The following is a 24,924-nucleotide window of genomic DNA, read 5'->3' as shown; positions in this document are numbered from 1 at the left end:
CGCAAGCCGTCGGCAGGGACGGACGGGAAAGCAAGGGATCAGGGCCCGGGGCCCGTGTGGCAATCGCGGGCAAGCGGCGGCCCGGCGGCGCGCGTCCGCCTATGCGTGGCGTCGGCGCCGTCGCGCAATCGTGGGGAGTCGGCCAGGAACGGCCGGATGCCGGAAGTCGGCAGGGAGGAGAAACCGGGCGCCGCTGCGTGAGCGGCGCCGTACTAGGAGGCGGGTCGTCGGTCATAGATGGCGAAACCGTCCTTGCTTGCCGTGGCAAACGCGGGCCGCATGTTCCGCCGTGCTCTCATTCTTTCAGGAACCTGAATATTAGCTGAAATGTAAAGAGAAGAAAAACCCGGGTTGGCCCGGACGCGCCAGTTGTCGTGGCCCCCAAATCAGTGACAAACTCAGCACACGAACACATATGCTGTCGCGGGATCCCTTTCACTCGGGAGCCGAACGCTCCGGAGGTCGTTGCCTCGCGGGCCGCAGCGCCGCAGGGCAAGCCTCGCCGGACGCCGGCTCCGCCGCTGGAGCGATGCATGGACGACCAACCAGTTTCCGGACGGCGCGGATTGCTCAAGGCCCTGGCCGTGGGCCTGCCCGGCGCCGCGTGGGCCCCGCGGCCCCAGGCCGCGCCCGAGCCCTCCCCGCCCGCCGCCGAACCGCCGAACCGCACGCTCAAATTCTTCAATGCGCAGGAAGCCGCTGCCATGGACGCGATCGCCGCGCGCCTGATTCCGGCGGACGAGCTCGGCCCGGGCGCCAAGGAAGCCGGCGTGACCCAGTTCCTGGACGGCCAGTTGGCGGGCGCCTGGGGCGCGGGCGAGCAGTTCTATCGCCAGGGCCCGTTCGAAAGCGGCACCCCCGAACAAGGCTACCAGCTGTCGTTCACGCCCGCCGAGATGTTCCGGCGCGGCCTGGCCGCGCTGGACGCCGCCACCCGCAGGCAGGACGGCAAGCCCTATGCCGAACTGGACGCCGCGCGCCAGGACGCCTGGCTGCATGACATGCAGGCCGGCAAGCCCGACTTTTCACCGCTGCCATCGGACGTGTTCTTCCAGGCGCTGCTGGACGCCACCATCGAAGGCTTCTTCTCCGACCCCTTGTACGGCGGCAATGTCGACATGGTGGGCTGGAAGCTGGTGGGCTTTCCAGGCGCCTATGCGTCATTTTCCAACGACATCGAGCGCCATGGCGTGATCTGGGCCGGCAGGCCCGTCTCCATCGCCAACGCGCGCGGCCACATGGGCAAACCGGGAGACGGCCATGGCTAAGACGCTGCCCGCGGTGGATGTGGCGATCGTCGGCGGCGGCTGGACCGGCGCCATCATCGGCAAGGAGCTGGCGGCCGTCGGCCAGCGCGTGGTGGTGCTCGAGCGCGGCGAGGCGCGCTGGCCCTCGCCCGACTTCCAGGGCCCCTACGTCCATGACGAACTGAAGTACACGCGGCGCCACGAACTGCACCAGAACGCGGCGACCGAGACCTTCACCTTCCGCAACAACACCGACCAGAAGGCGCTGCCGATGCGCCGCTGGCAATTCGCCTATCCCGGCACGCACCTGGGCGGCGCCGGCAACCATTGGTCCGGCGCCTATTACCGCTTCGATCCCACCGATTTCCGTCTGCGCAGCCACTACACCGAACGCTACGGCGCGAAGATCTTCGATCCCGAACTGACCTGCCAGGACTGGCCGCTCACCTATGACGAGCTGGAACCCTATTTCGACCGCTATGACTACCTGATCGGCGCTTCCGGCCAGGCTGGCAACATCAAGGGGCAGAAGCAGGAAGGCGGCAACCCGTTCGAGCCCTGGCGTTCGCGGCCCTACCCCAACCCGCCGATGAAAGTGCCGTACGCGCCGGCGCTGTTCGGCGAGGCCGCCAGACAGCTCGGCTATCACCCCTATGTGCAGCCGTCGGCGCTCTGTACCCGGCCCTACGTGAACAGCGAGGGGCTGCACATGAGCGCCTGTGTGTATTGCGGCTTTTGCTCCAACTTCGGCTGCGAACATTTCGCCAAGGCTTCGCCGCAGGTCTGTATCCTGCCGGTGGCGCTGAAGCTGCCGACCTTCGAGATCCGCACCGGGGCCCACGTGCTGCGGGTCGAACTGACGCCCGACAAGAAGCGCGCCCGCGGCGTGACCTACGTGGACGCGGCCGGCGCCGAGATCTTCCAGCCGGCCGAGATCGTGGTGCTGTGCGCCTTCGGCATCAACAACGTGCGCCTGCTGCTGCTGTCCGGCATCGGCCAGCCCTACGATCCGGTCACGGACAAGGGTGTGGTGGGGCGCAACTACACCCACCAGACCACCTCGGGCGTGAACCTGTTCTTCGACGAGTCGGTGAACATCAATCCGTTCATGGGCGCGGGCGCCGTGGCCGTCACCATGGACGACTTCAGCGCCGACAACTTCGATCATGGCCCGCATGGCTTTGTCGGCGGCGGTTATCTGCAGATCCAGGTGGTCAGCGGCGCGCCCATCGGCTTTCACCCCACGCCCAAAGGCACGCCGGCCTGGGGCGCCGAATGGAAGAAGGCGGTCAAGCGCTACTACAACCACGCCGCCAACATCACCATCACCGGCTCGGCCCAGCCGTGGCGCGGCGGCTACCTGAGCCTGGATCCGACCTACAAGGACGCCTGGGGCCTGCCGCTCCTGCGCGTCACCTACGACTTTCCCGACAACGACATCCGCATGTCGGCGTTCCTGACCGAGCGCGGCGACGAGATCGGCCGCGCCATGAAGGGCGTCACGCGCACCGAGCCCGGTCCTCGCAAGCGGCCGTTCTCCGCCACGGCGTACCAGTCCACCCATCTGACCGGCGGCGCCGCGATGGGCAACGACCCGGCCACCAGCGTGGTCAACCGCTACGGCCAATCCTGGGACGTGCCGAACGTCTTCGTCACGGGCGCAGCCTTGTTTCCGCAGAATTCGGGCTACAACCCCACGGGCACGGTAGGCGCCACCGCCTACTGGATCGTCGAGAAAATCAAGGCGGACTATCTGCGTTCGCCAGGGCGGCTGGTGTCATCATGATCGAACATCGCAACGGCATCCTGATCGCGGTGGCGCTGATGGTGGGCGTGCCCGCCATCACGCTGGTCGCCACCCTGCACCAGATGTTCGGCACTGGCGGCGAGGGCCCCATCCGGGCCAGCGCCGTCCAGGCCCCCGCGGCGGCGGCGCCGGCCGCATCGCCATCGCCATCCTCGTCACCATCGACAGCGGCGCCGACACAGGCCCCCCGCGCCGCGGTCGGCGCCACCCCGCCCGCCTCCGCCGCGGCAACGCCAGCCGCGCCCGCGCCGGTGCCCGGCCGCGGCGCGCTGGACTTCAGCGCGTCACGGCCGGCCTGGGAAGGCTATCTGCGCGGCGCCGACCCGGAACAGGGCAAGCAACTGGCCGCCGCCGGCAAGCCGGCCGCCGGCGTGCAGGCCTGTGTCGCCTGCCACGGCCAGGCCGGCATCACCCCCAGCGGCGGCATCTTCCCCAATCTCGCGGGACTGACCGCCGAGTACATTGCCAAGCAATTGGCCGATTTCCGCCAGGGCACGCGCAAGCAACCGCTGATGAACACTATCGCCCAAGGGTTGAGCGAGCAGGAGATCGGCCAGTTGGCGGCCTACTACGGCAGCCTGGCCGGGCCGCCACTGCACGTGGGCGAAGCCGGCGGCGAAGCGGCGCGCAAGCTGGACCAGGTTGGCGACGGCACCCGCGCCCTGCCCGCCTGCGCCAATTGCCATGGCCTGCGCGGCCTGGGCGAAGGCCCGCTGCTGCCCCGGCTGGCGGGCCAGTCCAAGGAATACTTCGCAGACCAGATCAACGCCTTTCGCAACGGATCGCGACAGAACGACGACGTCGGAGTGATGCGGGCGTTCGCGCAACGCCTGACCGACAGCGAGGTCGAGGCGCTGGGCCAGTATTACGCCGGCACGCGCTGAAGCCATCGCGGTGCGCGGCGGGCCCGGGCAAGGAGCCGGCCCATTGCCGCGCCGCTTGCGGCGCGCGCGCCGCCGCCGACGTGTCGAACAGGAATTTTCCCTTGGTGTTTTCCCTTATCCGTTCTTATAATTGCGGCACCTTCAACCACCCCGAGATCATTGTGGACAACGACGGATGTAGTCGATACACGACTGCTTGCGCCGCTTGACGCAGGATCCGCAGAGTTTTCTGCCGAGTCCTGCGTAAAGCCAGGACAAGGCCATCCGGCCCGGACACCAGCCCGCTCGCGCGCGCATCGACCGGCCCCGGCCCTCTCCCCCATCAGCTTGCCGACGCGAATCGCGGGCCTTGTCGCGCCCGCGCCGCGATCGGCGGGCGGCGCATGCATGTGGACCTTCCACCGTACTCCCCCTGGAGACGACCATGCGCATCAAGAAATTCCTTCCCTTCCTGGATGGCGGCGCCGCCGTGCGCGGCATGACGGCGGCGGCCCCGGCCGCGCGCGCCGCCCCCCCCACCTACCAGTTCACCATCGTCAGCGTCGCCGACACGCTCAACGCCCTGCGCAAGCAGCTGTACTTCGAACTGCAGGCGCTCGACCTGCGCGTGCTGAACGTGCGCATCTCGCGCCAGGAGGCCGGCCAGCTCGCCAGCACCACGGTCACGCTGCAGTGCCCGCCGCAATTGCGCGGCCTGCTCAGCGCCGTCGCCCTGCGGCTGGGCCAGAGCCCCGACGTGCGCCGGGTGCATTGGGAAAACGAGGACGGCGCCCGCATTGCCGTGCTGCCCGCCTGAGCCATGGAAAGGAGACTGTCATGAAAGACCCGTACAAATGCCTCCTCGTTGCCCGGGTGGTTGCATTGCTGCTGCTGTGGCTGGTGGCCTTCGTGCTGACGCTGGCCTCCGTCTGGCAATTGCCCTGACCCGGTCCGATACGACGCGACCTGCCGAATCCGGGAACAACAACATGAAGAACTTCGAAAACATCCAGCTGCTGACGCTGGCCAATACCCTGATCAGCCTGGCGACGGCATTCGTGCTGGGCTCCATCGTCGGTTTCGAGCGCCAGTACCGTCAACGCACCGCAGGCCTGCGCACCAACGCGCTGGTGGCGGTGGGCGCCGCGATCTTTGTCGACATGGCCTTTCGCGTCGGCGGCCCCGACGGCGGCGCGCGGGTGATTTCCTACGTCGTGTCCGGCGTGGGATTCCTGGGCGCCGGCGCCATCATGCGCGAAGGCGGCAGCATCCGCGGCCTGAACACCGCCGCCACGCTATGGGGTTCGGCCGCCATCGGCGCCTGCGCCGGCGCCTCGCTGATCCTGGAGGCGCTGGCGGCCACCGCCTTCGTGCTGGCCGCCAACACGTTGCTGCGGCCGCTGGTCAGCCACATCAACCGCCAGCCGGTGGATGCGCAGACCACCGAAGTCACGACCGTGATTCACGTTATCGCGCACGTGGACCAGCGCCAGGCTGCCATGACCGTGCTCGAGGACGTGCTGGAGGCCGAGCAACTGCCCCTGTCCGAACTGAAGATCGACCAGTTCGGCGAGAACGAGGTCGAGATCGAGGCCGCGCTGAGCGAGGCATCGGTCGACGAACTGGACCTGGACCGCGTCACGGCCCGCATCGCCGCCGCCCCGGGCGTGCGCACCGCCTTCTGGGCCGCCCGCACCGTGTAGTTCCCGGGCGGCGGCAAAACCTTCTAGAATGGGCGTCGACCATGCGCCCCCGCTTCATGCCCCTTGCCCGCAACGCCGCCTGCCTTTGGCTGGTGCTGGCGCTGTTTGCGCTCAAGGCGCTGGTGCCGCCGGGCTTCATGCCCGCGACGCCAGGCGGCGGCACGCTGATCCAGCTGTGCTCGGCCGCCGGTCCGGTCTGGGTGGCCGGCCCCGCCAAGCGCGGCGACGCGCCCGACGAACGCCACGCGGCGCAGGCCGCCACCTGCCCCATGGGCGCCATGCTGGCCGCGGTGGCGCTGCCCTCCGCGCCGGCGGCACTGATCGCGGCCAGCGCCCTCATGACCCATCCGCTGGCGGCGCGCGCGCCGCCGGCCGTGGCCGAAGGTTCCCCGCCCGGCCCGCCACTGGGCGCCCGCGCCCCGCCCGCTTTCCCGGTACCCCGCTGATCGCTCCGCCGCGCCACGCGCGGCTTCATTGGCTTACCGAGAAATTCCATGTTCCATTCCCCCGCCAGGACGCCGCGCGTCCTGACACGGCGCCTGGCCGTCTGGGCCACGCTCGCCTGCGTCCCCGTCGCGCAGGCGCAATCCACGCCTCCCTCTTCTTCCCCCGCCGCTGCGTCCACGCCGCGCGACGTCGCCACCCTGCCCGCCATCGCCGTGTCCGCCGATGCCCCCGCGCCGACTCTGCTCGAGCCGGCCAGCACGGGCACGCTGCTGGGCCTGCGGCCCTTCGATACCCCGGCCAGCATCGAAATCCTGGACAACGAACAACTGCGCGCGCGCGGCGCGGTCACCGTCACCGATGCCATCACGCAGGCCGCCGGCCTCAGCGCCATGCGCCATCCCGGCAACGGCGGCTCGTCGCTGTCGTCGCGCGGTTTCACCGATTCGAACTCCGTTGCGCAGTTGTACGACGGCGTGCGCCAGTTCGGCGGCGTCGGCCAGACCTTCCTCTACGATCCGTGGGCGGTCGACCGCATCGAAGTCCTGCGCGGCCCGGCCTCGGTGCTGTATGGCGAGGGCGCCATCGGCGGCGTGGTCAACGTGATTCCCAAGAAGCCGACCCGCGGCCCGATCGAGAACGAAATCCAGACCACCGTCGGCACCCACGACACGCAGCGCCTGGGCTTGGGCAGTGGCGGCGCGCTCGACGACAAGTGGTCGTACCGGCTCGACATCAGCGGCAACCATACCGATTCCGGCCTCAGCCTGGGCGACTCGCGCGATTTCGCCGTGACCGCGGCGTTGCGCCTGGACGTCTCGCCCGACCTGAATTTCACGCTGACACAGGCCTACGCCTGGCAGGAGCCGACACGTTACTTCGGCACCCCGCTGATCGACGGCCGGATCGACTACGGCCTGCGGCGCAAGAACTACAACGTGGCCGACAGCAAGATCATCTACCGTGACAGCCGCACCGAGCTGAAGGCCGAATGGTCGCCCAACCCGGCAGCCCGCGTGCGCAGCCGCGTCTACTACATCGGCAGCGACCGCGACTATCGCGACGCCGAGAACTACACTTGGCAACCCGCCAGCGGCCTGATCCAGCGCAGCGCGTACACCGACATCCGCCACGACCAGCGGCAGGTCGGCACGGTCACCGACGCCGCCTTCGACGGCCATCTCTTCGGCCTTGCGAACAACGTGGCGGTCGGATTCGAGCTGAACCACGCCTCGTTCAAGCACACCAACAATTCGCCGTACTCGGGCACCTCGCTGGTGGATCCGTACGATGTCGACCACGGCCGCTTCATCAACCTCGCCGGCACCACGCCGCGCTACCGCAACACCGCCGACCAGTACGCCCTGTTCGCCGAAGACCGGCTGATGCTGACACCCGGCTGGTCGGTGCTGGCGGGCTTGCGCTATGACCACATCGACCTGAAGCGGCGCGACCTGGTGGCCGGCCAGACCGCCTTCGACACCACGTTCAACAATGTCGGCTGGCGCGTCGGCACGGTCTACGACCTGCTGCCCACCCTGTCCGTCTACGGCCAGTATGCCGAAGCCGCCGACCCGGTCGGCAGCCTGTTGTTGCTGTCGCCGGCGAACAAGGACTTCGAGTTGTCCAAGGGACGCCAGGTGGAAGTCGGCCTGAAGCAGACGTTCTGGGACGACAAGGGCCAGTGGACCCTGGCCGCCTACCATATCCGCAAGGATCACCTGGTGAGCCGCGATCCCAATGACCCCGCGTTGCGCATCCAGGTCGGCAAGCAGTCCTCGCGCGGCCTGGAAGCCACGCTGGGGGTCGAACTGACGCCGGCCTGGCGTGTCGACCTGAACGCGGCCGTGCTGCGGGCTCGCTATGACGATTTCAGCGAATCGGTCAACGGCGTCGCCGTGTCGCGCGCCGGCAATGTGCCGACCGACGTGCCGCAACGCGTCGCCAACGCCTGGCTCAGCTGGAAATTCGCGCCGCAATGGACCGCCAGCGCAGGCCTGCGCTACGTCGGCAAGCGCTACGCCGACGCCGCCAACCGGCTGGAAATGGCCGGCTATACCACCACCAACCTGGCCCTGCAATGGGAGCCGCGCCGCGACCTGAGCCTGGCGTTGCGGGCATTCAACGTGTTCGATCGACAGTACGCCGAGACGGCCTACTACAACCAGACGCAGTGGCTGCTGGGCGAAGGCCGCCGGGTGGAATTGAGCGCGAACTACCGCTTCTGACTCATTGGGTGAACAGGTCGGAAATCGCGTCGCCCAGGTCTTTCACCGCGCCGGCAACGCCCCCGGCCGCACCTTCGGCCCCCACGCCGATGGCGCGGCCGAAGCCGCCCGCGATCTGCGCGGCGAACCCGCGCGAGGCCGAAAACTTGGGGTTGTCCAGGCTGCCGGAAAGCTTGAATTCCATGCGCAGGACCCCCTTGCGATTTTCCAGCGCCGCCAGCACGGCTTTGCGCGGCAACGAAAACAGCGAACCGTCGCCGCTGAATGCCAGGTCGCGCAACGCCACCACGCCCGACGCCTCCAGTTGCCGCCGGGCGATGGTGGTGCGCATGTCCAGGTCCATCGCGCCGCCGGACAGCGATCCCGCGCCGTTGCCAGCCAGGTATGGCGCGGCGTGACGGACGTCCATGTTGCGCACCGCCACCGTGATGTCGGCATCGCTGCCGCCGAGCGTCAATGTGCCCTTGGCCTGCACCGTGGACGCGCCGCCGCGGTTGTCGCGCACCGCGCCCTGGAACGTGATGTCGCTGCGCTGGTCGTTGGCGGGCAACACCAGCGGTTGCAGGCGCGCCGAGACGTGGTCGAAGGCAATGCGATGCGGCGGCGTGGCAACGGCGGCGTCGATGAAATCCAGCCGGCCTTCCTCCAGGATGACGGCATCGGCCCGCAGCGGCCGCCGGCCCCGCGCCGCAGCGTCGCCGCCGTGACCTTCACGCAGGGCGGCCTGCAACGCCGGCGAAATCTGCATGTCGCCGTCGGCGCCGCGCAGCACCGCAAAATCGAAACCTTGCACGGTGATGCGGCGAAAGACGGCGACCTGCCCCAGCAGCGAGCGCCATTCGGGTTCCGCCACCACCCGCCGCGCGCTGGCTGGCGCCATGCCCGCGGCGCCTGCAATCCTCACGTCCGTCAACACCACCTCGTTGAAGCCCAGCCGCACCTCGCCAACCTGCGCGCGCGGCCCAAGCAGGCCGGCGATGCGCCGCTCCGCCACCCGGGTGCCGACCCAGGCCAGCACGGCCAGCAGCACGGCGGCCGCCAGGAGGATGACGAGGACCTTGCCCAGGAGCGAGCGGTGGCGCGGCGTGGCGGCATTCATGGCGATGGAGTGTCTCGTTCTGTCGATGGCCGCTGCGCGATCGCGCGGCGGCGGGCCTTGGAGCGGCCCTGCCCTGGCACCTTAACGACGGGCCGCGCATGGCGCAAGGCGGATGGCATCACCGGTATGCGTGGACCATCCAGGGCGGCACGGTGCTCGCGGACAAGACGATGCCCGCGCAGTACGGGTTGCGCGGGCATCGTCACGACTCAAGTGCGCCGGTGGGCGCACCGGCCTGTGCCAGGCTTGTTCCGCAAAAGCCGGTATACCCGGTTCAGGGTGTCAACGCTGCGTCTGCGAACGCTGGCCGCCCTGCTGGCCCGGCTGTTGGCCCTGGCCACGGTCCTTGTCCACCTGCTGTCCGCCAGGCTGCTGCTCCTGAGAACGGTCGCGGTGCTGCGGATTTTCCTGGGATTGCTGCTTTTGCTGCTGCTTTTGCTGGTCGGGCTGATTGGGGTTTGCCATCGCAAGTCTCCTGAGAGGCGGAACCATTCCGCCAGGACTTGCCAGCAACTGCCGTGCCCGGCAGCCCTCCTCCTTGCGCTGTGAGCGGCTGCGGGGAATTTTGGCGGCTGTGGGCAAAAAAGGCGGTGCGCCGCGCGGGCGCCGGAAAGGCCGCGGCGCAACCGCCCCGGCCTTATTGCGTGGTGACGTGCGCCGGCAGGCCGGCCTCGGCGTCCTGCGGATCAAAGGCATCCAGCCAGGCCGAGGCATAGGTAGCGGGCGCCGCCAGCGGTTCGCCTCGGTCGCGCTGGACACGCAACCGCGTCATCAGGTCATCCAGCGGCATCGGCCGGCCCAGGGCGTAGCCCTGCCCGTAGCGGCAGCCGGCAGCCCGCAGGGCGGGAATGTCGGCAACGTTCTCGACGCCCTCGGCCACCACCCGCCAGCCCATCCGCGTGGCCAGTTCCGCGGCCGTGCGCAGCACCTCGAACGCCACCGCGCTGCGCCGCATCCGGGTGACGAAATACTGGTCGATCTTGACCTCGGACAACGGAATGGCCGACAGCAGTTTCAGGGAGGCATGGCCGGTGCCGAAATCGTCCAGGCTGACCTCGCAACCGGCCTGTTCCAGCTTTTCCAGGGTCGCGCGCAACGCCTCCAGTTCCTTGATGGGCTGGTCTTCGGTCAACTCGACCCGCAGCAGCGAAGCCGGCAGTTCGGCGGCATGGATGCGGCCCAGCAGGAATTCGACCGCGCGCTCGTCCGACAGCGTCGACGCCGGGGCATTGATTGCAATGGGAATCGCCATGCCGGCGCGCCGCATGGTCTGCAACATGTCGATGACGCGCTGCGCGACCCGCTCGAACAGCGTCCTGTCGAGCCCGAGCCGGTTGACGGCGGGCACGAACTCGGCGGGCATCACGATGCCCAGCTTGGGATGCTGCCAGCGCGCCAGCGCCTCGGCCGACACGATGCGGCCGGTCAGCAGGTCGACCTGCGGTTGCAGCAACACCCGCAGGCCGTCTTTGCCTGTAATCATGGCGGCGACTTCCTGGTCGCTCACCACCGAGCTTGTGGAAGCCTCGTCGGTTGGCGTCATGTTCGCTCCTGAAGCACCCCGGAATATGACCTGCGCTGTCCGGGCGCATAACGGGGCGCATTGGACATGAGTATTCACATTCGGCCTGCAGGAATATGCTTACCGGCTCGTGTACTACCCAGCGTATTCGATCGCCAATGTTTTTTTATGCGATTTTGCGCATTTACTCCAGGCAATTCTGCGCCTGTGCGGCGCCAAAGTCACATATATGTAACCAGTAGTATTCAAGGCGAAGGATTCATGAAAATCGCATTATTCGGACGCTCGAATATTTCTTTGCGATTTCGCCTTGTCGACATGGTAGCGTTGCGCCTTTTCCGCCATTGCGGACTATCGTCCATTCGTGGTTTCCCGCGTGACTACCCTGCTATCCCGTTGGCGCCTTTCGCTGCGCCACGTCCTCTGGCTGGATGCCCTGCAAGCCGCCGCCATCAGCGCCGCGCCCGTGATCCTGGCCGTGCTCGCGCACGAGCCGCGGCTGGGCTGGACCGCCATCGCCGCGTTCTGGGCCTGCTTCGGCGATCCTGGCGGGCCCTTGCGCCAGCGCGCCGGCTCGATGCTGGCGCTGGGCCTGATCGGGGCGTTGTTCTGCTTCCTGGCCAGCGCCAGCGCCGGTCATCTGTGGCTGTTGTTGCCCTTGACCTTCGCCTGCTGCACCTTCGGCGGCCTGCTGCGCGTGCTTGGGCCGGCGGCCGCCATTGTCGGCACCCTGCTGTCGGCCGGCTTCGTGGTGGCGGCTGAACTGCCCGCGCCCACGCTTGCCGCCAGCCTGTCGTACACCTTGTTCTTCGTGGCCGGCGCGCTGTGGGCGATCCTGATGACCGCGCTGGTGTGGCGCCGCCGTCCCTGGAAGGACGCGACCCACGCGGTCGCGCACTGTTATCGCGGCCTGGCCGATTTCGCCGACGCGCTGGCCCGCATGTATTCGGGCCTGGCGCCGGCCGCCGGTCCGCAAGCCTGGAGCGCGGTCACCCGGCCCCAGCGCAGCGCACTGCGGGCCGCGCTGGAAGCGGCGCGCGTGCGCATCCGCGAGGTGCAGGATGCGCGCCCGTCGCGGCGCACCCGCGCCCAGCAATTGTTCTATCTGCTCGACAGCGCCGAAGACAGCTTCATCGCCCTGGTGGCCGCCGCCGACCTGCTGGAGTCGAACGCGCCGCGCTGGCTCGGCCGCGCCGCCGGCGCCCACCTGTCGCACGCCTTCCATCGCTACGCCAGCGTCGCCAACGCCATCGCCAGCACCTCGGACGTCGGCGACGCGCGCCAGGCCGAATGCCTGCGCGAACGGCTGGCCCACTTCGGCGCCGGCCTGCACGAGCTGCGTGGAGCCGCCATGGCCCATGCCCCCGACCTGGCGACCATGGTGCCGGTCCTGGACCGCCTGCAACAGACCGCCCAGTCGATCGCGCAGGCGCTGTTCGAGCGGGACGGGGCCCCGGTCGCGCCCGCGCCGGCGGCGCGCGCGGCCACGCCGGCCCGGCTGGCGTGGCGCAGCCTGCGGCAGAACCTGCGTTTCGAGTCCGACGCGTTTCGTCATGCCTTGCGCGTGGGCATCGGCGCCACCATCGCGGTGGCGCTGTCCAGGACCTTCGAGGTCAATCACGGCTATTGGATGTCGCTGACGCTGGTGTTCATCCTGCAACCCTATTTCGCCGGCACCTGGCGCCGCACGCTCGAACGGGTGATCGGCAGCGTGGCCGGCGCCATCGGCGCGTCGCTGCTGGGACTGCTGCTGAGCACGCCGCTGTCGGTGGCATTGGCGGTGCTGCCGATCGCGCTCGGCACCTTCGCCGCGCGCACTGTCCACTATGCCTTGTTCACGTTCTTCCTGACCTCGCAGTTCGTGCTGGTCAGCCACATCCAGCAACCGGACATCTACGAACCGATGCTGGCGGCGCTGCGGGCCTTCAACAGTGTCCTGGGCGGGGTGCTGGCGCTGCTGGTCGGTTTCCTGGTATGGCCCGAAAAGGAACCCCGCCAACTGGCGGGCGCGCTCAGCCGCGCGCTGGAACACCATGCCGCCTACGCGTTGGCGCTGATCCGCGCCAAGAGCGGCGCCGGCACGGCCGGCGACATTGTGGGCCTGCGCCGCCAGGCCTGCCTGTCGGCGGACAATGCCGAGGCGTCCTTGCAGCGGCTGCAACAGAACCCCGTGCATCGCGACCGCAAGGTGGATACCGCCGTCAATCTGTTGAACGCGATGCGCCGGGTGACCGCGGCCGGCACGGTGCTGGAGATCCAGCCGCCGCTGCCCCCGGACAGCCCTGCCGCGCCGGCCCTGCGCGACTACGGCCTGGCGCTGGCGCATGCGCTGCATCCGCAGGAACCCGAGCCGGCCGTCGCCATCCGCCAGCTGGCCTTGCCCGCCGCGGTGGCCGCGGCCGCGCCCACATTGGCCGGGCCGCTCGAACGCATCGCGCAGCAGGCGCGCCAGGTGCGGCAACTGCGCGACCGGGTGCAGCAGGCCTGATCCCGGCGCCGCCGCGCCCGCGGGTTGCGGCAACGCTTGCAAACTGCGGACCGGTTGACGCCCATCAAGGGCGCCGGCGCGGGAACGCGCAACGATGGAGGCCTACCGCACTCAAAAGGAGGCCGCCATGTACCGCCGCATTTCCGTCCACCTGGACCACGGATTCGATTGCCCCCGCCGCACCGCGGTGGCCCTGGCCCTGGCCAGGCGCCACAAGGCCGAATTGGTCGGCATCTACGCCAGTTCCGCGCCCCTGCAGTATTACTACGGTGAATCCGTGATGATGTCGCGGACCCTCGACGTGATGCGTGACCTGCAGGCGCAGAATCGCGGCGCGGTGCAGAACGCCTTCCTCGAAGCCGCCGCCGCGGCCGACGTGCCGGCCGTGGTGCGCGCCGGCGCCAGTTCGCCCAGCGCCAGCGTGGCGCTGCTTGGCCGCACCAGCGATCTGCTGGTCGTCAGCCAGCAGAACCGCGAGGACATCGAGGCCGCGCACGAAAACGAATTCGTCGAGCAAACGCTGCTGGCCGCCGGCCGGCCGGTGCTGGTGGTGCCGTCCAGCGGCGACTTCCCCGTGATCGGCGATCGCGTCCTGTATTGCTGGGACGGCAGCCGCGAGGCCGCGCGGGCGCTGGCCGACGCCGCGCCGCTGCTGCGCCTGGCCGCGCATCTGGTGGTGCTGACCATGGACGAAGGCGCCGCCACCCGCAAGGAGGAAGCGGTGCCGTTCGAGGACCTGGCCACCTATTGCATCGCCCAGGGCATGCCGGCTCCGGATCACGCGCGCCGCGACATCAAGGGCGTGGGCGTGGGCGGCACCATCCTGAACGCGGCGGCCGACTACAGTGCCGACCTGGTCGTCATGGGCGCCTACGGCCACAGCAAATTCCGCGAATGGGCGATGGGCGGCGCCACCGCGTCGATCCTCAAGAGCATGACCGTGCCGATCATGTTCTCGCATTGATCCCGGGCCGCGCGCCCGCGCCGCGTCAGCCGCGAGGCGGGGGCACCGGCGTCAGCACGGCCTGGCCGGCGAAATGCGCGCCGGCATTTTCCAGGAACAGGGCCACCGTCGCCGACACCGCCTCGGGCGAACGTCCGGCGCTGTGCGGCGTCAACACCACGTTGTCCAGCGCCAGCAGCGCCGGCGGCACCACCGGCTCGCCTTCCACCACGTCCAATCCGGCGCCGGCGATACGGCGGCCGGCCAGCGCGGCGATCAGCGCATCGGTATCGACCACGCTGCCGCGGGCGATGTTCACCAGATAGCCTTGCGGCCCGAGCGCGTCGAGCACCGCGGCGTCCACCAGGTGGCGCGTTTCGGCGCCGCCGGGCGTGGCGACCACCAGAAAATCGCTGGCCTCGGCCAGCGCCCGCGGGCTGTCGTAGTACGCATAACCGCAATCGGGCCGCGCCCGCCGGCTGTAATACCCCACCGTCATGCCGAAGCCATTGGCGCCGCGCCGGGCGATTTCCAGGCCGATGCTGCCCAGGCCCAGGATGCCCAGGCGCTTGCCCGATACCTGCGGTCCCATGAACCCGCTCCAGTGTCCCTGGCGCACCCAGGCGTCGGCCTGCGGAAGGTGCCGCGCCACGCCCAGCAGCAGGGCCATGGCATGGTCGGCCACCGAGGTGGCGTTGGCGCCGGGACCATGCGTGACCTGCACCCCGCGCGCGCGAGCGGCGGCCAGGTCGATGTTCTCGAAACCGACGCCCAGCGAACAGATCAACGACAGCCGGGGCAGCGCCGCCATCTCGTCGGCGCGAAAGCCGGTGGCCCCGCGGGTCAGCACGACCCGGATCTCGTCCGCATGGTCACGAATGGCGCGGGCGCGTTCCTCTGGCGTGGTGGCGAGGATGCAGCGAAAGCCACGGTCTTCGATCGCGGGCAGGAAATCGTGCACGCTGTCTATCAATATCAACAAGGGGATCTTCATGTCGCTACAGGAGGGAGGCAGTGAAAACTCGATGGCGCCAAAAAGCGCCGGCAGATCTTACGCCTCGGTACAATTGCGCGCCACCCGCCTCCCCCGCCATCGACCGCGCCATGAAAGCCAAGCTCCGAAAATCCCTGCGCACCGCCGTGTCATTCCTGCACCGGTGGACGGGCCTGGTCCTGGGCGTGGTGCTGGTCCTGGCGGGCCTGAGCGGCAGCCTGCTGGCCTTCGATCATGAACTGGATGGATGGTTGAATGCCCGCATGCTGCGCAACACGGCCGGCGCCTGCAACACCGCGCAGCCCCCTTCGGCCGCCGCCGGCGCGGTCCAGCGAGCCTGGCCCGGCGCCGAGATCGGCGCCATCACCCTGCCCCAGGCCGCGGGCGACAGCTATCGAGTGCAATTCAGGCACGACGCGACCGCGGACAACGAGGCAGGCGTGGACGCCTGCTCCGGCCAGTTGCTGGCCAGCCGCAACCGCGATGCGGTCGCGCTGGACCGGGCCCATGTGATGCCATTGCTGCTGCGCTGGCACATGACGCTGTTGCAAGGCAAGACCGGCCGCGAAATCCTGGGTTGGCTGGCGCTGGCGTGGCTGGCGCTGTTGGCGGCTGGCATCTATCTGGCGTGGCCCCGGCCCGGGCACTGGCGTCGCTCGGTGACCGTGACGCGCGGCGTCGGCGCCTTTCGCACCAGCTACGAACTGCATCGCGCCGCCGGGCTGATAACCGCGCTATTCCTGCTGGTGGTGGCGGGCACCGGGTTTTTCCTGGGCCTGCCGCAACTGGGCCGGCAACTGGTCGCCAGCGTGGCCACGGTGCCGCTGGATGCGCGCGCCGCCGTGCTGCCGGCGCTGGGTCCGGCCGAACCGGAGATCGGCTGGGACGGCGCCGCGGCCCGGGCGCGCGGCCTGGCGCCGGCCGATGCCACCCTGGTGATGCTGCGGCGCGATCCGGCGCGCGGCGTCTACCAGGCGCGCGTGCGCCGCGCTGATGACTGGCAGCCGGTCGGCACCCTGCGCATGTTCATCGACATGCGCAACGGCGCCCTGGTATCGGCGGCCGACCCCATTTCAGGCACGGCCGCGCAACGCTTCCTGGCGGTGATGTTCCCGCTGCACTCGGGCAGCCTCTACGGCTTGCCGACCCGCATCCTGACGGCGGTGCTCGGCCTGCTGCCGTTGCTGTTCTTCGCGACCGGGGTGATCATCTGGATCAGCCGCCGGCGCCTGCAGCATCGCGGCCGCCAGGCGGCGCAGGCGCGCGCACGCGCGGCGCGGCAAGCCTGAGCCGGCCGTCGCGCCGCGCGCCCGCCGCACGGCCCGTCCAGGGGCGCGTTGGCGGCGGCCCGCCCCTGCTCCCGCAGCGGCGGACGCGCCTGGGACGCCGCGCTACAGGCGTCCTGTCAGCAGCAGCACGATCAACACAATGAGCACGATCCCCAGCAGGCCGCTGGGGTAATAGCCCCAGCCCCGGCTATACGGCCACGCGGGCACGGCACCGATGAGAAGGAGGATCAGGACGATCAGCAGAATGGTAGACATGATGGCTCCGTTTGTTCTTGGTTCAAGCGCGGCCCGCGCGCTCAGTGGACCGTGGCGGTCTTGTCCCGGGCGGGTGGCGGTTCAAGCGGCGGCAGGTCCACCTCGGGCTCATCGGTGTCCGGATCGACCGGCAAGTCGCCCGGCGGCGAGCCTGGCGGAATCGGCTCCGGCTTCGGCGGAACGTGCAAATACAGATGGTCTGGCATGGCGCTCTCCTGTAAATACGCTGCGGGTCGCGCGGCCGGGCGGTTCCCGGTCCGCTCCCCTCTGGACACGCTGGCGCTCAGGGGCGCGCCAGCGCAAAAACGCGCAGCAGTTCCCGATTGAATGCGGGGATGTCGTCCGGCTTGCGGCTGCTGATCCAGCGGCCATCCACCACCACTTCCTCATCCACCCATTGCGCACCGGCATTGCGCAGGTCGTCGGCCAGCGACGGCCAGCTGGTCATCTTGCGGTCCTTGACCAGGCCCGCCGAAATCAGCAGCCAGGCGCCATGGCAGATCACCGCCACGGGCTTGCCGGCCTCGTGCAGGGCGCGCACCAGCTCGCGCGCGTCGGGATGCAGGCGGATTTCGTCGGCGTTGACCACGCCGCCCGGCAGCAGCACGGCATCGAACCTATCCGCTTCCGCGCGCGCTTGCGCGAACGTCAGGTCCACCTGGACGCGCTCGCCCTTGTCGTGGTGGCGCATGCCCTGCACGTCGCCGTGCCGCGCCGACACGATGACGGTGCGCGCTCCCTGCGCGCGCAAGGCGTCGCGCGGGTCGGTCAGCTCCACCTCTTCAAATCCGTCCATCACCAGAATGGCGACGTTGAAGTCCTGTAGTGTCTGTGTCATTCAATACTCCCGGTTTGCGGCAAGACATCCCTCAGCAAGCGGCGTGCCCGTGCGCCAGTGACTTGCCGCGGCCCCGGGGCGGGCCGGGCATGCGGCTTGCTCCAGGCCGGCGCCACCTGCAGGAGGGCCCATGGCAAACCGCAGCCCCGCGCCGCGCGAGCGCGGCGCCGATGACGCGCTGGTCTATATGGACGACACCGGGCCCGGCTATTCCCGGGTGCGGGTCAATGGCACGACCTTCCATTACCTGGATACGCATGGCAGGCGCATCACCCGCGCGGCGGAGTTAGCGCGCATCCGCGCCCTGGCAATCCCGCCGGCGTACGAAGATGTCTGGATCTGCCCATTGCCGCATGGCCATCTGCAGGCGACCGGGCGCGATGCGCGTGGCCGCAAGCAATATCGCTACCACCCCGCTTGGGCACGGTTGCGCGACGCCGACAAATACCAGAGTCTGGGCGCGTTCGGCCTGCAGCTGCCCCGCATCCGGCGCCGGGTGCAGCACGACTTGCTGATGCCGGGTCTGCCTCGGGCCAAAGTGATCGCCGCGGTGGTACGCCTGCTGGACGACACCCTGATCCGCATCGGCACGCGTGAATATGCGCGCGCCAATCGCTCCTACGGCCTGACCACCCTGACGCGACGCCACGCCAGCGTCAGTGGCGATCGCCTGCGCTTCCGATTCCGTGGCAAGAGCGGCGTGGCGCATGACGTGACGGTGAGAGACCGGCGCATCGCCCGGGTGGCCAAGCGCTGCCTGGAGATCCCCGGCCAGCAATTGTTCCAGTACCTGGACGAAACCGGCGAGGCCCATGGCATCGATTCGGAGGCGGTCAATGCCTATCTGAGGGAAGCCGGCGCCGCCGATTTCAGCGCCAAGCACTACCGGACCTGGGCGGGTTCCGTGCTGGCCTTCGCGGCGCTGCAGGCGCGCCCCTGGGTCGATGAACGGCAGGCGCGGCAGGCAGTGGTGGACGTCATCAAGCAAGTATCGCGACGGCTGGCCAATACGCCGGCGGTCTGTCGCGCCTGCTACGTGCATCCATTGATCATCGAGGAATATCTGGCGGGGCGACTGCCGCCGCGCGCCGCCGCGCCCGCGCGGCCGCGCGGCCTGAATGCCGACGAGCGGCGGCTGCTGGCCTTCCTGCGGGACGCCTGAGCGGCCCCTGGCCGGGGTCGCTCAGAGAATCGACGAGCGGGCGTTCTTGGCGCGCGGTTGCGGCTGGGCGTTGTCGGCCCAGTTGGATTCGGTCTGGTCGTCGGCCACCCGGCGGCCGTCGCGGGCGGCTTCGTCCGGGGTGGCCGCGTCGGGCCTGGGTGGCTGGCGCGGCACGTCGACCGGCGCCTGCGGCGGCAATACCTTGCCTGAAGCCGCAGCCGCGGCGCCGCTGCGCGCCTGCCCTGCGGCGCGGAGCTTGCCAGGCGATGATGATGGTGTGGAGGTCTTGGATGAAGTCATGCGAAACGCTCCCGATAAATCCGCTATGGTCCGATCCATGCTACGGCATGCGCCACCTGGACAGCATGCGCGCACGGCTCAAATTGCAAGCGGATGTGGCAGGACCCGCAGGAGCGCCGGTTCACGGTAAAACGAACATTCACAACGAGATGCAATGCAAGACCCCTACGGGGCCGATACATGCCAGCCTTTTCTCCATGCGCCGCGCCCGCGACGGAACGCGGCCATGTTTTCGCCAACGCAGACTCCAGGAGCTTCCCATGGCCAACAACCATACCCCCGCGCCCTCGGACTTTCCCGAGAACGGCCCCGACGACCGCGGCGCGCGCCGCCGCCGTCACCCCGAAAGCTGGATCGACGATCTCGAGGCCACCCTCAGCGACGCCTCGGCCACCGACCTGGAGGCCCTGAAGGCGCGGCTGGCCGAGCAGTTGCGCGATACCCGCCACAGCCTGCGCAACGCCTCCGACAGCGCCCAGGACATGGTGCGCGAGACCATCGACTGCACCGAGCAGTACATCCATGCGCGTCCCTGGCAGGCGATCGGCCTGGTGGCCGGCGCGGCATTCCTGTTCGGCGTGGTGGTGGGCCGCCAGTAAGGCAGGCGGGTCGCCCGCGCGCGCCGGCGGCGCGCGCGGGCATGGCAGTTGCTCGGGATGGCCCGAGGGCGCATCGGCGCCCGCCATCCAGGGAGATCCGCATGACGCAATCCGACGACGCCGCGCCTGGCTCGCGGCCCCATCCGACGCCGCCCATGCCGGCCCAGCACCTGCCCAAGCCCGGCGAAGAAGCGCGCATGGCGCTGCGGCCGCAGTATCTGGCGCCCGGCTACCAGGGCAGCGGCAAATTGGCCGGCATGGCGGCCATCGTCACCGGCGGCGATTCAGGCATCGGCCGCGCAGTCAGCGTGCTGTTCGCGCGCGAAGGCGCGGACGTCGCCATCGTCTATCTCAACGAACACGAGGACGCCCGCGAAACCGAGCGCGCGGTGCAGGCCGAAGGCCGGCGCTGCCTGCTGATCGCCGGCGACGTGCGCGAATCGGCCTTCTGCGACCGGGCCGTGGAACAGGCGGCGCAAGCCTTTGGCCGGCTCGACGTGCTGGTGAACAACGCCGCCTACCAACAGCACGACGAAGGGCTGTCGGCCATCAGCGACGAAAAGTGGGACAAGACCCTGCGCACCAACATCTACGGCTATTTCTACATGGCGCGCGCGATCCTGCCCCATCTGCGCGCGGGCGCCGCCATCATCAACACCGGCTCGGTCACCGGCCTGCGCGGCAGCGGCGGCCTGCTGGACTACTCCACCAGCAAAGGCGCCATTCATGCATTCACCCGCTCACTGGCGTCGAACCTGGCCAGCCAGGGCATCCGCGTCAATGCGGTGGCGCCGGGACCGGTCTGGACGCCGTTGAATCCCGCCGACCGCGACGCCGACGAAATCCCGTCTTTCGGCCAGGACACGGAACTGGGCCGGCCGGCCCAGCCCGAGGAAATCTCGCCCGCCTATGTGTTCCTGGCGGCGCCGGCCTGCTCCAGCTACATCACCGGCATCGTGCTTCCCATCACGGGCAGCGCGGGCGACTGAGGCCGCGGCCAGCCCGCGCCTGCGGACTGGCCTATTTCTGTGGCGCCACCGTCTTCGGGGCCACCGAGGCGGGCGCGCTGCGCTCGGCCGGCGACACCGGCGGGGGTTCGCCCTGTCGGGCAGGCGGCGCCGCGGCGTCCGGACGTGCCGCCGGATCCCGCTTGAGCGCGCGCGCCAGCGCAAGCTGGTCGGCCAGCACCGGCTGATGGCGCAGGGCGAAATCACGCACCTGGGCGTCGGCGCTTTGCTCGGCCGCGGTGCGATACAGACGCTCGCTCTTCTCATGGGCCAGCAGCGCTACCTGCTCGATATACAGGCTGTCGAACGCTTCTCCGGTCTTGCCGGCCATTGCTTCCAGCGCGCGCTGATCGCCGGGCTCCGCCTTGGCCGGCAGCGTGATCCGCTTCGCTCGCGCCAGTTGCCGCAGGCCGGCATCCCGTTCCTGGTAGCTCGAGCGCATCTTCTCGGCGAAGGCCCGCACTTCGGTGCTGGCCGCGCGTTCGCTGGCCAGGCGCGCCGCCTGCAGCTGAAAGGCATCGGCGGCTGCGGCCGCCTGCAGGAAGTGGCTGTCCGCCGGCGACAACTGCGCGGCGCGGGCAGCCAGGGGCGCGGCCAGCAGCATGAACAGGCAAGCGGCAAGCAGCGCTTGCAGCAGGGTTCTGTGATTCATCTGCGTCTCCTTGCCGCCATCGGCGGCTCACGGCGCCACCGACGGCGCCTCGACGTGGCGCGGCGGCTTCAAGGGATCGAAGTCCTGCCACTTGCCATCCTGCCAGCGGCCCTGGGCGCGTTCGATATCGTGCCCTCCCGCCTCGCGCAGCACCCGCCGCGCCACGGCTTCGCGCTCCGGGGATACGGGCAACGCCAGCATCACCCCGGCCTGTCTCAGGACCGGATGCGCCTCGGCGGATCCGGGCGCAGTCCTTGCCGGGCGCCGGCGGTTCTTGCCCGCCACCCGCAACGCGCCGGCCAGGGCGCCGATATAGGCTCCCGCGCCGGCCGCCACGATCACCACCAGCGTCGCGGCGCCCGACCACAGGGCCACCAGGCCGCCGGCCAACGCCAGTAGCAACCCCAGCACCGCGGCGCCCGCCAGCGCGCCCAGGTGCGCGCCGCGGGCATCCGGATCCGCGACGCGGTCCCCGCCCAGCGGGAAGCGCGCATGCTCGCCCGCCGTGTTGATGTAGAACGTGTGCAGCTCGTCCTCGGAGAATCCTTCGAGACGCAGGCGCTGCGCCGCCTCGGTCGCCTCGTCGAACGTCTGGAAGCGCGCGGCAACAATCAGGGACATGGCAATCTCCTATCGGCTCGGGCCCGTCGTGGGCCATGCCCGCCGGCAGCAATTGGCATGCCCGGCCGGGTGCGCGGCACGCCGCTTGCTGCATCGCCACCGGGGAAAGCGTGGTGGTTGCCGGCCGCGGTTGCGGCGCGCAAGCCATCCCGCGCCGCGACGCGGCACCACCGTCGGCGGCGCATGACCCGCATGCCGCTGGCATCGGAGTGCGACATGCAAACCTATGGCGACGACGACGATCTCGCTTTTGCCACGAACGGCGACAACGTTGCCGGCAGCGCCCGCGACCGCCACGGCCTGCGGCCGCTGGATTGGACCGCCCTGGTCACGCTGGTGGCCGGCGGGTTGAACTGCGGCCTGATCGCGGCCGTCAACCTGGATGTGTTCGCGCGCATGCTGCCCTGGCCGCTGGCCGGCCGCGTGGCCTACGGCCTGGTCGGCCTGGCCGCGCTGCATTGCGTGGTGTTGCTGTTCCGGCTCGCCGCCGACGAGGCCTGAAGGTCGGCGGTGAGCGCGGCCCTGCCCGCGCCGAGCTCACCACCCCGCGCCGGGCTTGCGGGTGCCGGGATACTGGCCGCCCTCTTCATACTCGGCCCCCTTCGGATGGGGATGCTTGTCCGCGCGGCGAGGAGCCGCCGGCGTATCGCGTCCGGGTTGGTCCGCCCCGAACTGGCCGCTGCGGTGAGCCGCCGCCGTGTCGTCCTGCGGCGTGTTGGCTTTGCCGGCGTCGACGTCCCCGGAATGGCGCGCGGCGCCCGTCGCGTCATCCTGGTCGCGGCGGCTGGTCGGCTGGGCGGTGGTGGCTTTGCTCATGGCTATCTCCCAATGTCGCGGATGCCGCGGACGGCACCCTGTCGGGTACTTGCGCTGCAAGCGGCGTGCCTGGGCGCTGGCGGGCACGCCGCTTGCTCACCCGCTCACGGCGGCCCATTTTTCCGGCCCGCCCAATTCCCATCCGAAGGAGCCATCCATGAATCTGTCCAAGATCCGCTTGTCCCTGACGCTCATCCCGGCCGCGGCGCTGGGCCTGTCCGCGCTGGCCCTGCCCGCGGCCGCGCAGACCGCCTCGGGCGCCTCCTCCGCCGTGCGCAGCAACGAACAGATCGACAATCAATACAAGATGGACAAGAAACAGTGCGACGCGATGAAGGGCAATCAGAAGGACGTCTGCGAGCAGCAGGCGCAGGCCACTCGCGACAAGGCCAGGGCCGACGCCAAGGCCGGCAAGGAAAAGGCCGAAGCCAATCATGACGCGGCCAAGGCGCGCAACGAGGCCGACTACAAGGTCGGCAAGGAAAAATGCGATGCGATGTCCGGCAATGCCAAGGACACCTGCCTGGCCGACCTGAAGACCCGCCACGGCAAGTGACGGGAAGCGGCGGGATACGAGGCGGAAGGCGGCCTCAGCGCGCGCCTTCCGCCGGTGCTTCGCCGGGCAGCGTGTAGCCCGCCGCCGCATACTCCTCGAGCCGGTTGTAGAGCGTCTTCGGGCTGATGCCCAGCACGGCCGCCGCCTGCTTCTTGACGCCCTTGCAGCGCTCGAGCGTGGCCAGGATCAGGCGACGGTCCGCTTCCGCCAACGTCTCCCCGACCGGCACGCTGACCTGCCCGCCAGACACGTCGCCGCTGGGCGACACCTGCGGCGCCAGCAGGTCGGCATCGAGTTCGTCGCCTTCCGCCATGATGAAGGCGCGGCGCACGAAGTTCTTCAATTCGCGCACGTTGCCGGGCCATTCGTACTGCGACAGCGCCGCCGCGGCACGCGCCGAAAACGCCTTGGAGCGGCCGGTCTCCTCGTTCTGCGCCTGCAGGAAGCGATCGGCCAGCAGCAGGATGTCCTCGCCGCGCTCGCGCAGCGGCGGCAGTTCCAGGGGGAATACGTTCAGGCGGTAATACAGGTCCTCGCGCAGCTTGCCCTCCTGTACCGCCTGTTCGGGGTTGCGATTGGTGGCGGCGACGATGCGGATATCGCAACCGATTTCGCGGTTGGTGCCGACCCGCATGAACTGGCCGGTTTCAAGCACCCGCAACAGCTTGACCTGCAGGTCGAGCGGCATCTCCGTGACTTCGTCCAGAAACAGCGTGCCGCCATCGGCGCGCTCGAAATACCCCTTGTGCTGGCGGTCCGCGCCGGTGAAGCTGCCGCGCTCGTGGCCGAACATCTCGCTTTCGATCAGGTGCGGCGAAATCGCGCCGCAGTTGACCGCGATGAACGGCCGCTGGCGCCGCGTGCTCAATTCGTGGATGGCATGGGCGGCCAGTTCCTTGCCCGTGCCGCTCTCGCCGACCAGCAACACCGTGACGCCGGTGGGCGCGACCCGGCCGATCTGGCGATACAGCTCGCGCATCGGCGCCGAGCTGCCGTACATCTTGCCGAAACGGCCGGGCGCCTCGAACGGCGTGCCCGGCAGTTCGCGGCCGGTATTGGACATGATGCGCGCCAGGATGCCGTTCAGCCGCTCCATGCAGATCGGCTTGACGAGATAGTCGGTGGCGCCGAGCCGCAGGGCCTGGACCGCGTTGTCGACGGTGCCGTGCCCCGTCATCACCACGACCTCGGCGCTGGCCACGGCCACATTCTTGAAGATGTCCATGCCACTGCCGCCAGGCAGGCGCACGTCGGTCAGCACCAGATCGGGCGCCTGGCGCTCGAGCTGGATCAGCGCGTCCTTGACACTGGCGGCCAGCGCCACCGTGAACCCGCTGTCGCGACCGAGTTCGGCCAGGGTTTCACGAATGGCATCGTCGTCATCGACGATCAGCAGGTGTGGCATGGCGTCTCCTGTAACCTGGGGCCCGGGCAATGGCGCCTGGCGCCGCTGCGGCCACGTTCGAGCATAGCGAAGCTGCGGCGGCGTGA

At 69.5% G+C, this 24,924-nt stretch carries 27 protein-coding genes; 15 read left to right on the top strand and 12 right to left on the bottom strand.

The genetic code is table 11. The annotated features are described in order from the left end of the window. Positions 1–533: 533 nt before the first annotated feature. The 7 genes from AC6CR5_RS04945 (at position 534) to AC6CR5_RS04915 (ending at position 8,292) form a co-directional block, all read left to right on the top strand. Positions 534–1,268: a gluconate 2-dehydrogenase subunit 3 family protein gene (locus AC6CR5_RS04945; protein WP_020927604.1), complete on the top strand. Its 735-nt coding sequence runs from the start codon at positions 534–536 to the stop codon at positions 1,266–1,268. Beyond that, positions 1,261–3,033: a GMC family oxidoreductase gene (locus AC6CR5_RS04940; RefSeq protein ID WP_006386359.1), complete on the top strand. Its 1,773-nt coding sequence runs from the start codon at positions 1,261–1,263 to the stop codon at positions 3,031–3,033. Before AC6CR5_RS04945 ends, AC6CR5_RS04940 begins: the two co-directional genes overlap by 8 nt. Beyond that, positions 3,030–3,938, top strand: coding sequence for a c-type cytochrome (locus AC6CR5_RS04935; protein WP_498085290.1), 909 nt, complete (start codon positions 3,030–3,032; stop codon positions 3,936–3,938). Before AC6CR5_RS04940 ends, AC6CR5_RS04935 begins: the two co-directional genes overlap by 4 nt. Positions 3,939–4,362: 424 nt before the next feature. Further along, positions 4,363–4,734, top strand: coding sequence for a hypothetical protein (locus AC6CR5_RS04930; RefSeq protein WP_026384928.1), 372 nt, complete (start codon positions 4,363–4,365; stop codon positions 4,732–4,734). Between the two features lie 172 nt (positions 4,735–4,906). Continuing rightward, positions 4,907–5,620, top strand: a complete 714-nt coding sequence (locus AC6CR5_RS04925; RefSeq protein ID WP_006386356.1) for an MgtC/SapB family protein — start codon at positions 4,907–4,909, stop codon at positions 5,618–5,620. 41 nt (positions 5,621–5,661) lie between these two features. Next, on the top strand, positions 5,662–6,066 hold the full coding sequence (locus AC6CR5_RS04920) for a DUF2946 family protein (RefSeq protein WP_045953145.1): 405 nt from the start codon (positions 5,662–5,664) through the stop codon (positions 6,064–6,066). Positions 6,067–6,114: 48 nt separating this feature from the next. Then, on the top strand, positions 6,115–8,292 hold the full coding sequence (locus AC6CR5_RS04915; protein ID WP_207384456.1) for a TonB-dependent receptor: 2,178 nt from the start codon (positions 6,115–6,117) through the stop codon (positions 8,290–8,292). Position 8,293: 1 nt separating this feature from the next. Here AC6CR5_RS04915 and AC6CR5_RS04910 read toward each other — a convergent pair whose 3' ends face one another. The 3 genes from AC6CR5_RS04910 to AC6CR5_RS04900 form a co-directional block, all read right to left on the bottom strand. Then, positions 8,294–9,391, bottom strand: a complete 1,098-nt coding sequence (locus AC6CR5_RS04910) for a DUF748 domain-containing protein (RefSeq protein WP_054447590.1) — start codon at positions 9,389–9,391, stop codon at positions 8,294–8,296. Positions 9,392–9,673: 282 nt separating this feature from the next. Next, positions 9,674–9,856, bottom strand: a complete 183-nt coding sequence (locus AC6CR5_RS04905) for a hypothetical protein (RefSeq protein ID WP_026384924.1) — start codon at positions 9,854–9,856, stop codon at positions 9,674–9,676. A 172-nt stretch (positions 9,857–10,028) separates the two neighbouring features. Then, complete coding sequence (locus AC6CR5_RS04900) at positions 10,029–10,934, bottom strand: EAL domain-containing protein (RefSeq protein ID WP_020927598.1); 906 nt, start codon at positions 10,932–10,934, stop codon at positions 10,029–10,031. Between the two features lie 355 nt (positions 10,935–11,289). Here AC6CR5_RS04900 and AC6CR5_RS04895 point away from each other — a divergent pair, with 355 nt between their 5' ends. Both AC6CR5_RS04895 and AC6CR5_RS04890 read left to right on the top strand, forming a co-directional pair. Further along, positions 11,290–13,401: an FUSC family protein gene (locus AC6CR5_RS04895; protein WP_060720170.1), complete on the top strand. Its 2,112-nt coding sequence runs from the start codon at positions 11,290–11,292 to the stop codon at positions 13,399–13,401. Positions 13,402–13,528: 127 nt separating this feature from the next. Beyond that, positions 13,529–14,365 (top strand): universal stress protein, encoded by an 837-nt coding sequence (locus AC6CR5_RS04890; protein ID WP_006386350.1) that lies wholly within the window; start codon positions 13,529–13,531, stop codon positions 14,363–14,365. Positions 14,366–14,390: 25 nt separating this feature from the next. On the opposite strand, the gene AC6CR5_RS04885 is transcribed toward AC6CR5_RS04890, so the two are convergent. Then, complete coding sequence (locus AC6CR5_RS04885) at positions 14,391–15,338, bottom strand: 2-hydroxyacid dehydrogenase (protein ID WP_020927595.1); 948 nt, start codon at positions 15,336–15,338, stop codon at positions 14,391–14,393. Between the two features lie 110 nt (positions 15,339–15,448). Here AC6CR5_RS04885 and AC6CR5_RS04880 point away from each other — a divergent pair, with 110 nt between their 5' ends. Continuing rightward, on the top strand, positions 15,449–16,627 hold the full coding sequence (locus AC6CR5_RS04880) for a PepSY-associated TM helix domain-containing protein (RefSeq protein ID WP_047990747.1): 1,179 nt from the start codon (positions 15,449–15,451) through the stop codon (positions 16,625–16,627). 102 nt (positions 16,628–16,729) lie between these two features. On the opposite strand, the gene AC6CR5_RS04875 is transcribed toward AC6CR5_RS04880, so the two are convergent. The 3 genes from AC6CR5_RS04875 to AC6CR5_RS04865 all read right to left on the bottom strand — a co-directional run bounded on the left by AC6CR5_RS04875 (position 16,730) and on the right by AC6CR5_RS04865 (position 17,720). Further along, positions 16,730–16,882: a DUF3309 family protein gene (locus tag AC6CR5_RS04875; protein ID WP_006386347.1), complete on the bottom strand. Its 153-nt coding sequence runs from the start codon at positions 16,880–16,882 to the stop codon at positions 16,730–16,732. A gap of 41 nt (positions 16,883–16,923) precedes the next feature. Then, positions 16,924–17,088, bottom strand: coding sequence for a hypothetical protein (locus tag AC6CR5_RS04870; protein ID WP_020927593.1), 165 nt, complete (start codon positions 17,086–17,088; stop codon positions 16,924–16,926). A 77-nt stretch (positions 17,089–17,165) separates the two neighbouring features. Beyond that, the gene (locus tag AC6CR5_RS04865) at positions 17,166–17,720 is read right to left on the bottom strand and encodes a type 1 glutamine amidotransferase domain-containing protein (protein WP_006386346.1); all 555 of its coding nucleotides are present in this window, start codon (positions 17,718–17,720) and stop codon (positions 17,166–17,168) included. Positions 17,721–17,850: 130 nt separating this feature from the next. Between AC6CR5_RS04865 and AC6CR5_RS04860 the strand changes: the two genes are divergently transcribed. Continuing rightward, positions 17,851–18,882: a DNA topoisomerase IB gene (locus AC6CR5_RS04860; protein ID WP_054444879.1), complete on the top strand. Its 1,032-nt coding sequence runs from the start codon at positions 17,851–17,853 to the stop codon at positions 18,880–18,882. Positions 18,883–18,903: 21 nt separating this feature from the next. On the opposite strand, the gene AC6CR5_RS04855 is transcribed toward AC6CR5_RS04860, so the two are convergent. Then, positions 18,904–19,182, bottom strand: a complete 279-nt coding sequence (locus AC6CR5_RS04855; RefSeq protein ID WP_047990745.1) for a hypothetical protein — start codon at positions 19,180–19,182, stop codon at positions 18,904–18,906. Positions 19,183–19,442: 260 nt separating this feature from the next. Between AC6CR5_RS04855 and AC6CR5_RS04850 the strand changes: the two genes are divergently transcribed. Next, positions 19,443–19,781, top strand: coding sequence for an ElaB/YgaM/YqjD family protein (locus AC6CR5_RS04850; RefSeq protein ID WP_020927590.1), 339 nt, complete (start codon positions 19,443–19,445; stop codon positions 19,779–19,781). A 101-nt stretch (positions 19,782–19,882) separates the two neighbouring features. After that, positions 19,883–20,770: an SDR family oxidoreductase gene (locus AC6CR5_RS04845; RefSeq protein ID WP_006384546.1), complete on the top strand. Its 888-nt coding sequence runs from the start codon at positions 19,883–19,885 to the stop codon at positions 20,768–20,770. 31 nt (positions 20,771–20,801) lie between these two features. On the opposite strand, the gene AC6CR5_RS04840 is transcribed toward AC6CR5_RS04845, so the two are convergent. Then, positions 20,802–21,440, bottom strand: coding sequence for a DUF4142 domain-containing protein (locus AC6CR5_RS04840; RefSeq protein ID WP_238874293.1), 639 nt, complete (start codon positions 21,438–21,440; stop codon positions 20,802–20,804). Between the two features lie 27 nt (positions 21,441–21,467). After that, a complete protein-coding gene (locus tag AC6CR5_RS04835; RefSeq protein ID WP_058664364.1) occupies positions 21,468–22,061 on the bottom strand; it encodes a hypothetical protein in 594 nt (197 codons plus the stop codon). 216 nt (positions 22,062–22,277) lie between these two features. Between AC6CR5_RS04835 and AC6CR5_RS04830 the strand changes: the two genes are divergently transcribed. Beyond that, a complete protein-coding gene (locus tag AC6CR5_RS04830) occupies positions 22,278–22,562 on the top strand; it encodes a DUF378 domain-containing protein (RefSeq protein ID WP_026383478.1) in 285 nt (94 codons plus the stop codon). 36 nt (positions 22,563–22,598) lie between these two features. Here AC6CR5_RS04830 and AC6CR5_RS04825 read toward each other — a convergent pair whose 3' ends face one another. Further along, positions 22,599–22,877, bottom strand: a complete 279-nt coding sequence (locus AC6CR5_RS04825) for a hypothetical protein (protein ID WP_238919545.1) — start codon at positions 22,875–22,877, stop codon at positions 22,599–22,601. 157 nt (positions 22,878–23,034) lie between these two features. Between AC6CR5_RS04825 and AC6CR5_RS04820 the strand changes: the two genes are divergently transcribed. Then, the gene (locus tag AC6CR5_RS04820) at positions 23,035–23,433 is read left to right on the top strand and encodes a hypothetical protein (RefSeq protein ID WP_020927585.1); all 399 of its coding nucleotides are present in this window, start codon (positions 23,035–23,037) and stop codon (positions 23,431–23,433) included. Between the two features lie 34 nt (positions 23,434–23,467). Here the strand turns inward: AC6CR5_RS04820 and AC6CR5_RS04815 are convergent, their stop codons facing one another. Continuing rightward, positions 23,468–24,838 (bottom strand): sigma-54-dependent transcriptional regulator, encoded by a 1,371-nt coding sequence (locus tag AC6CR5_RS04815; RefSeq protein ID WP_020927584.1) that lies wholly within the window; start codon positions 24,836–24,838, stop codon positions 23,468–23,470. Positions 24,839–24,924 lie beyond the last annotated feature (86 nt).

This window comes from Achromobacter sp. EG18, assembly GCF_059759395.1.
The sequence above is the reverse complement of the archived record's forward strand: the minus strand, read 5'-3'. Positions and strand labels throughout refer to the sequence as shown.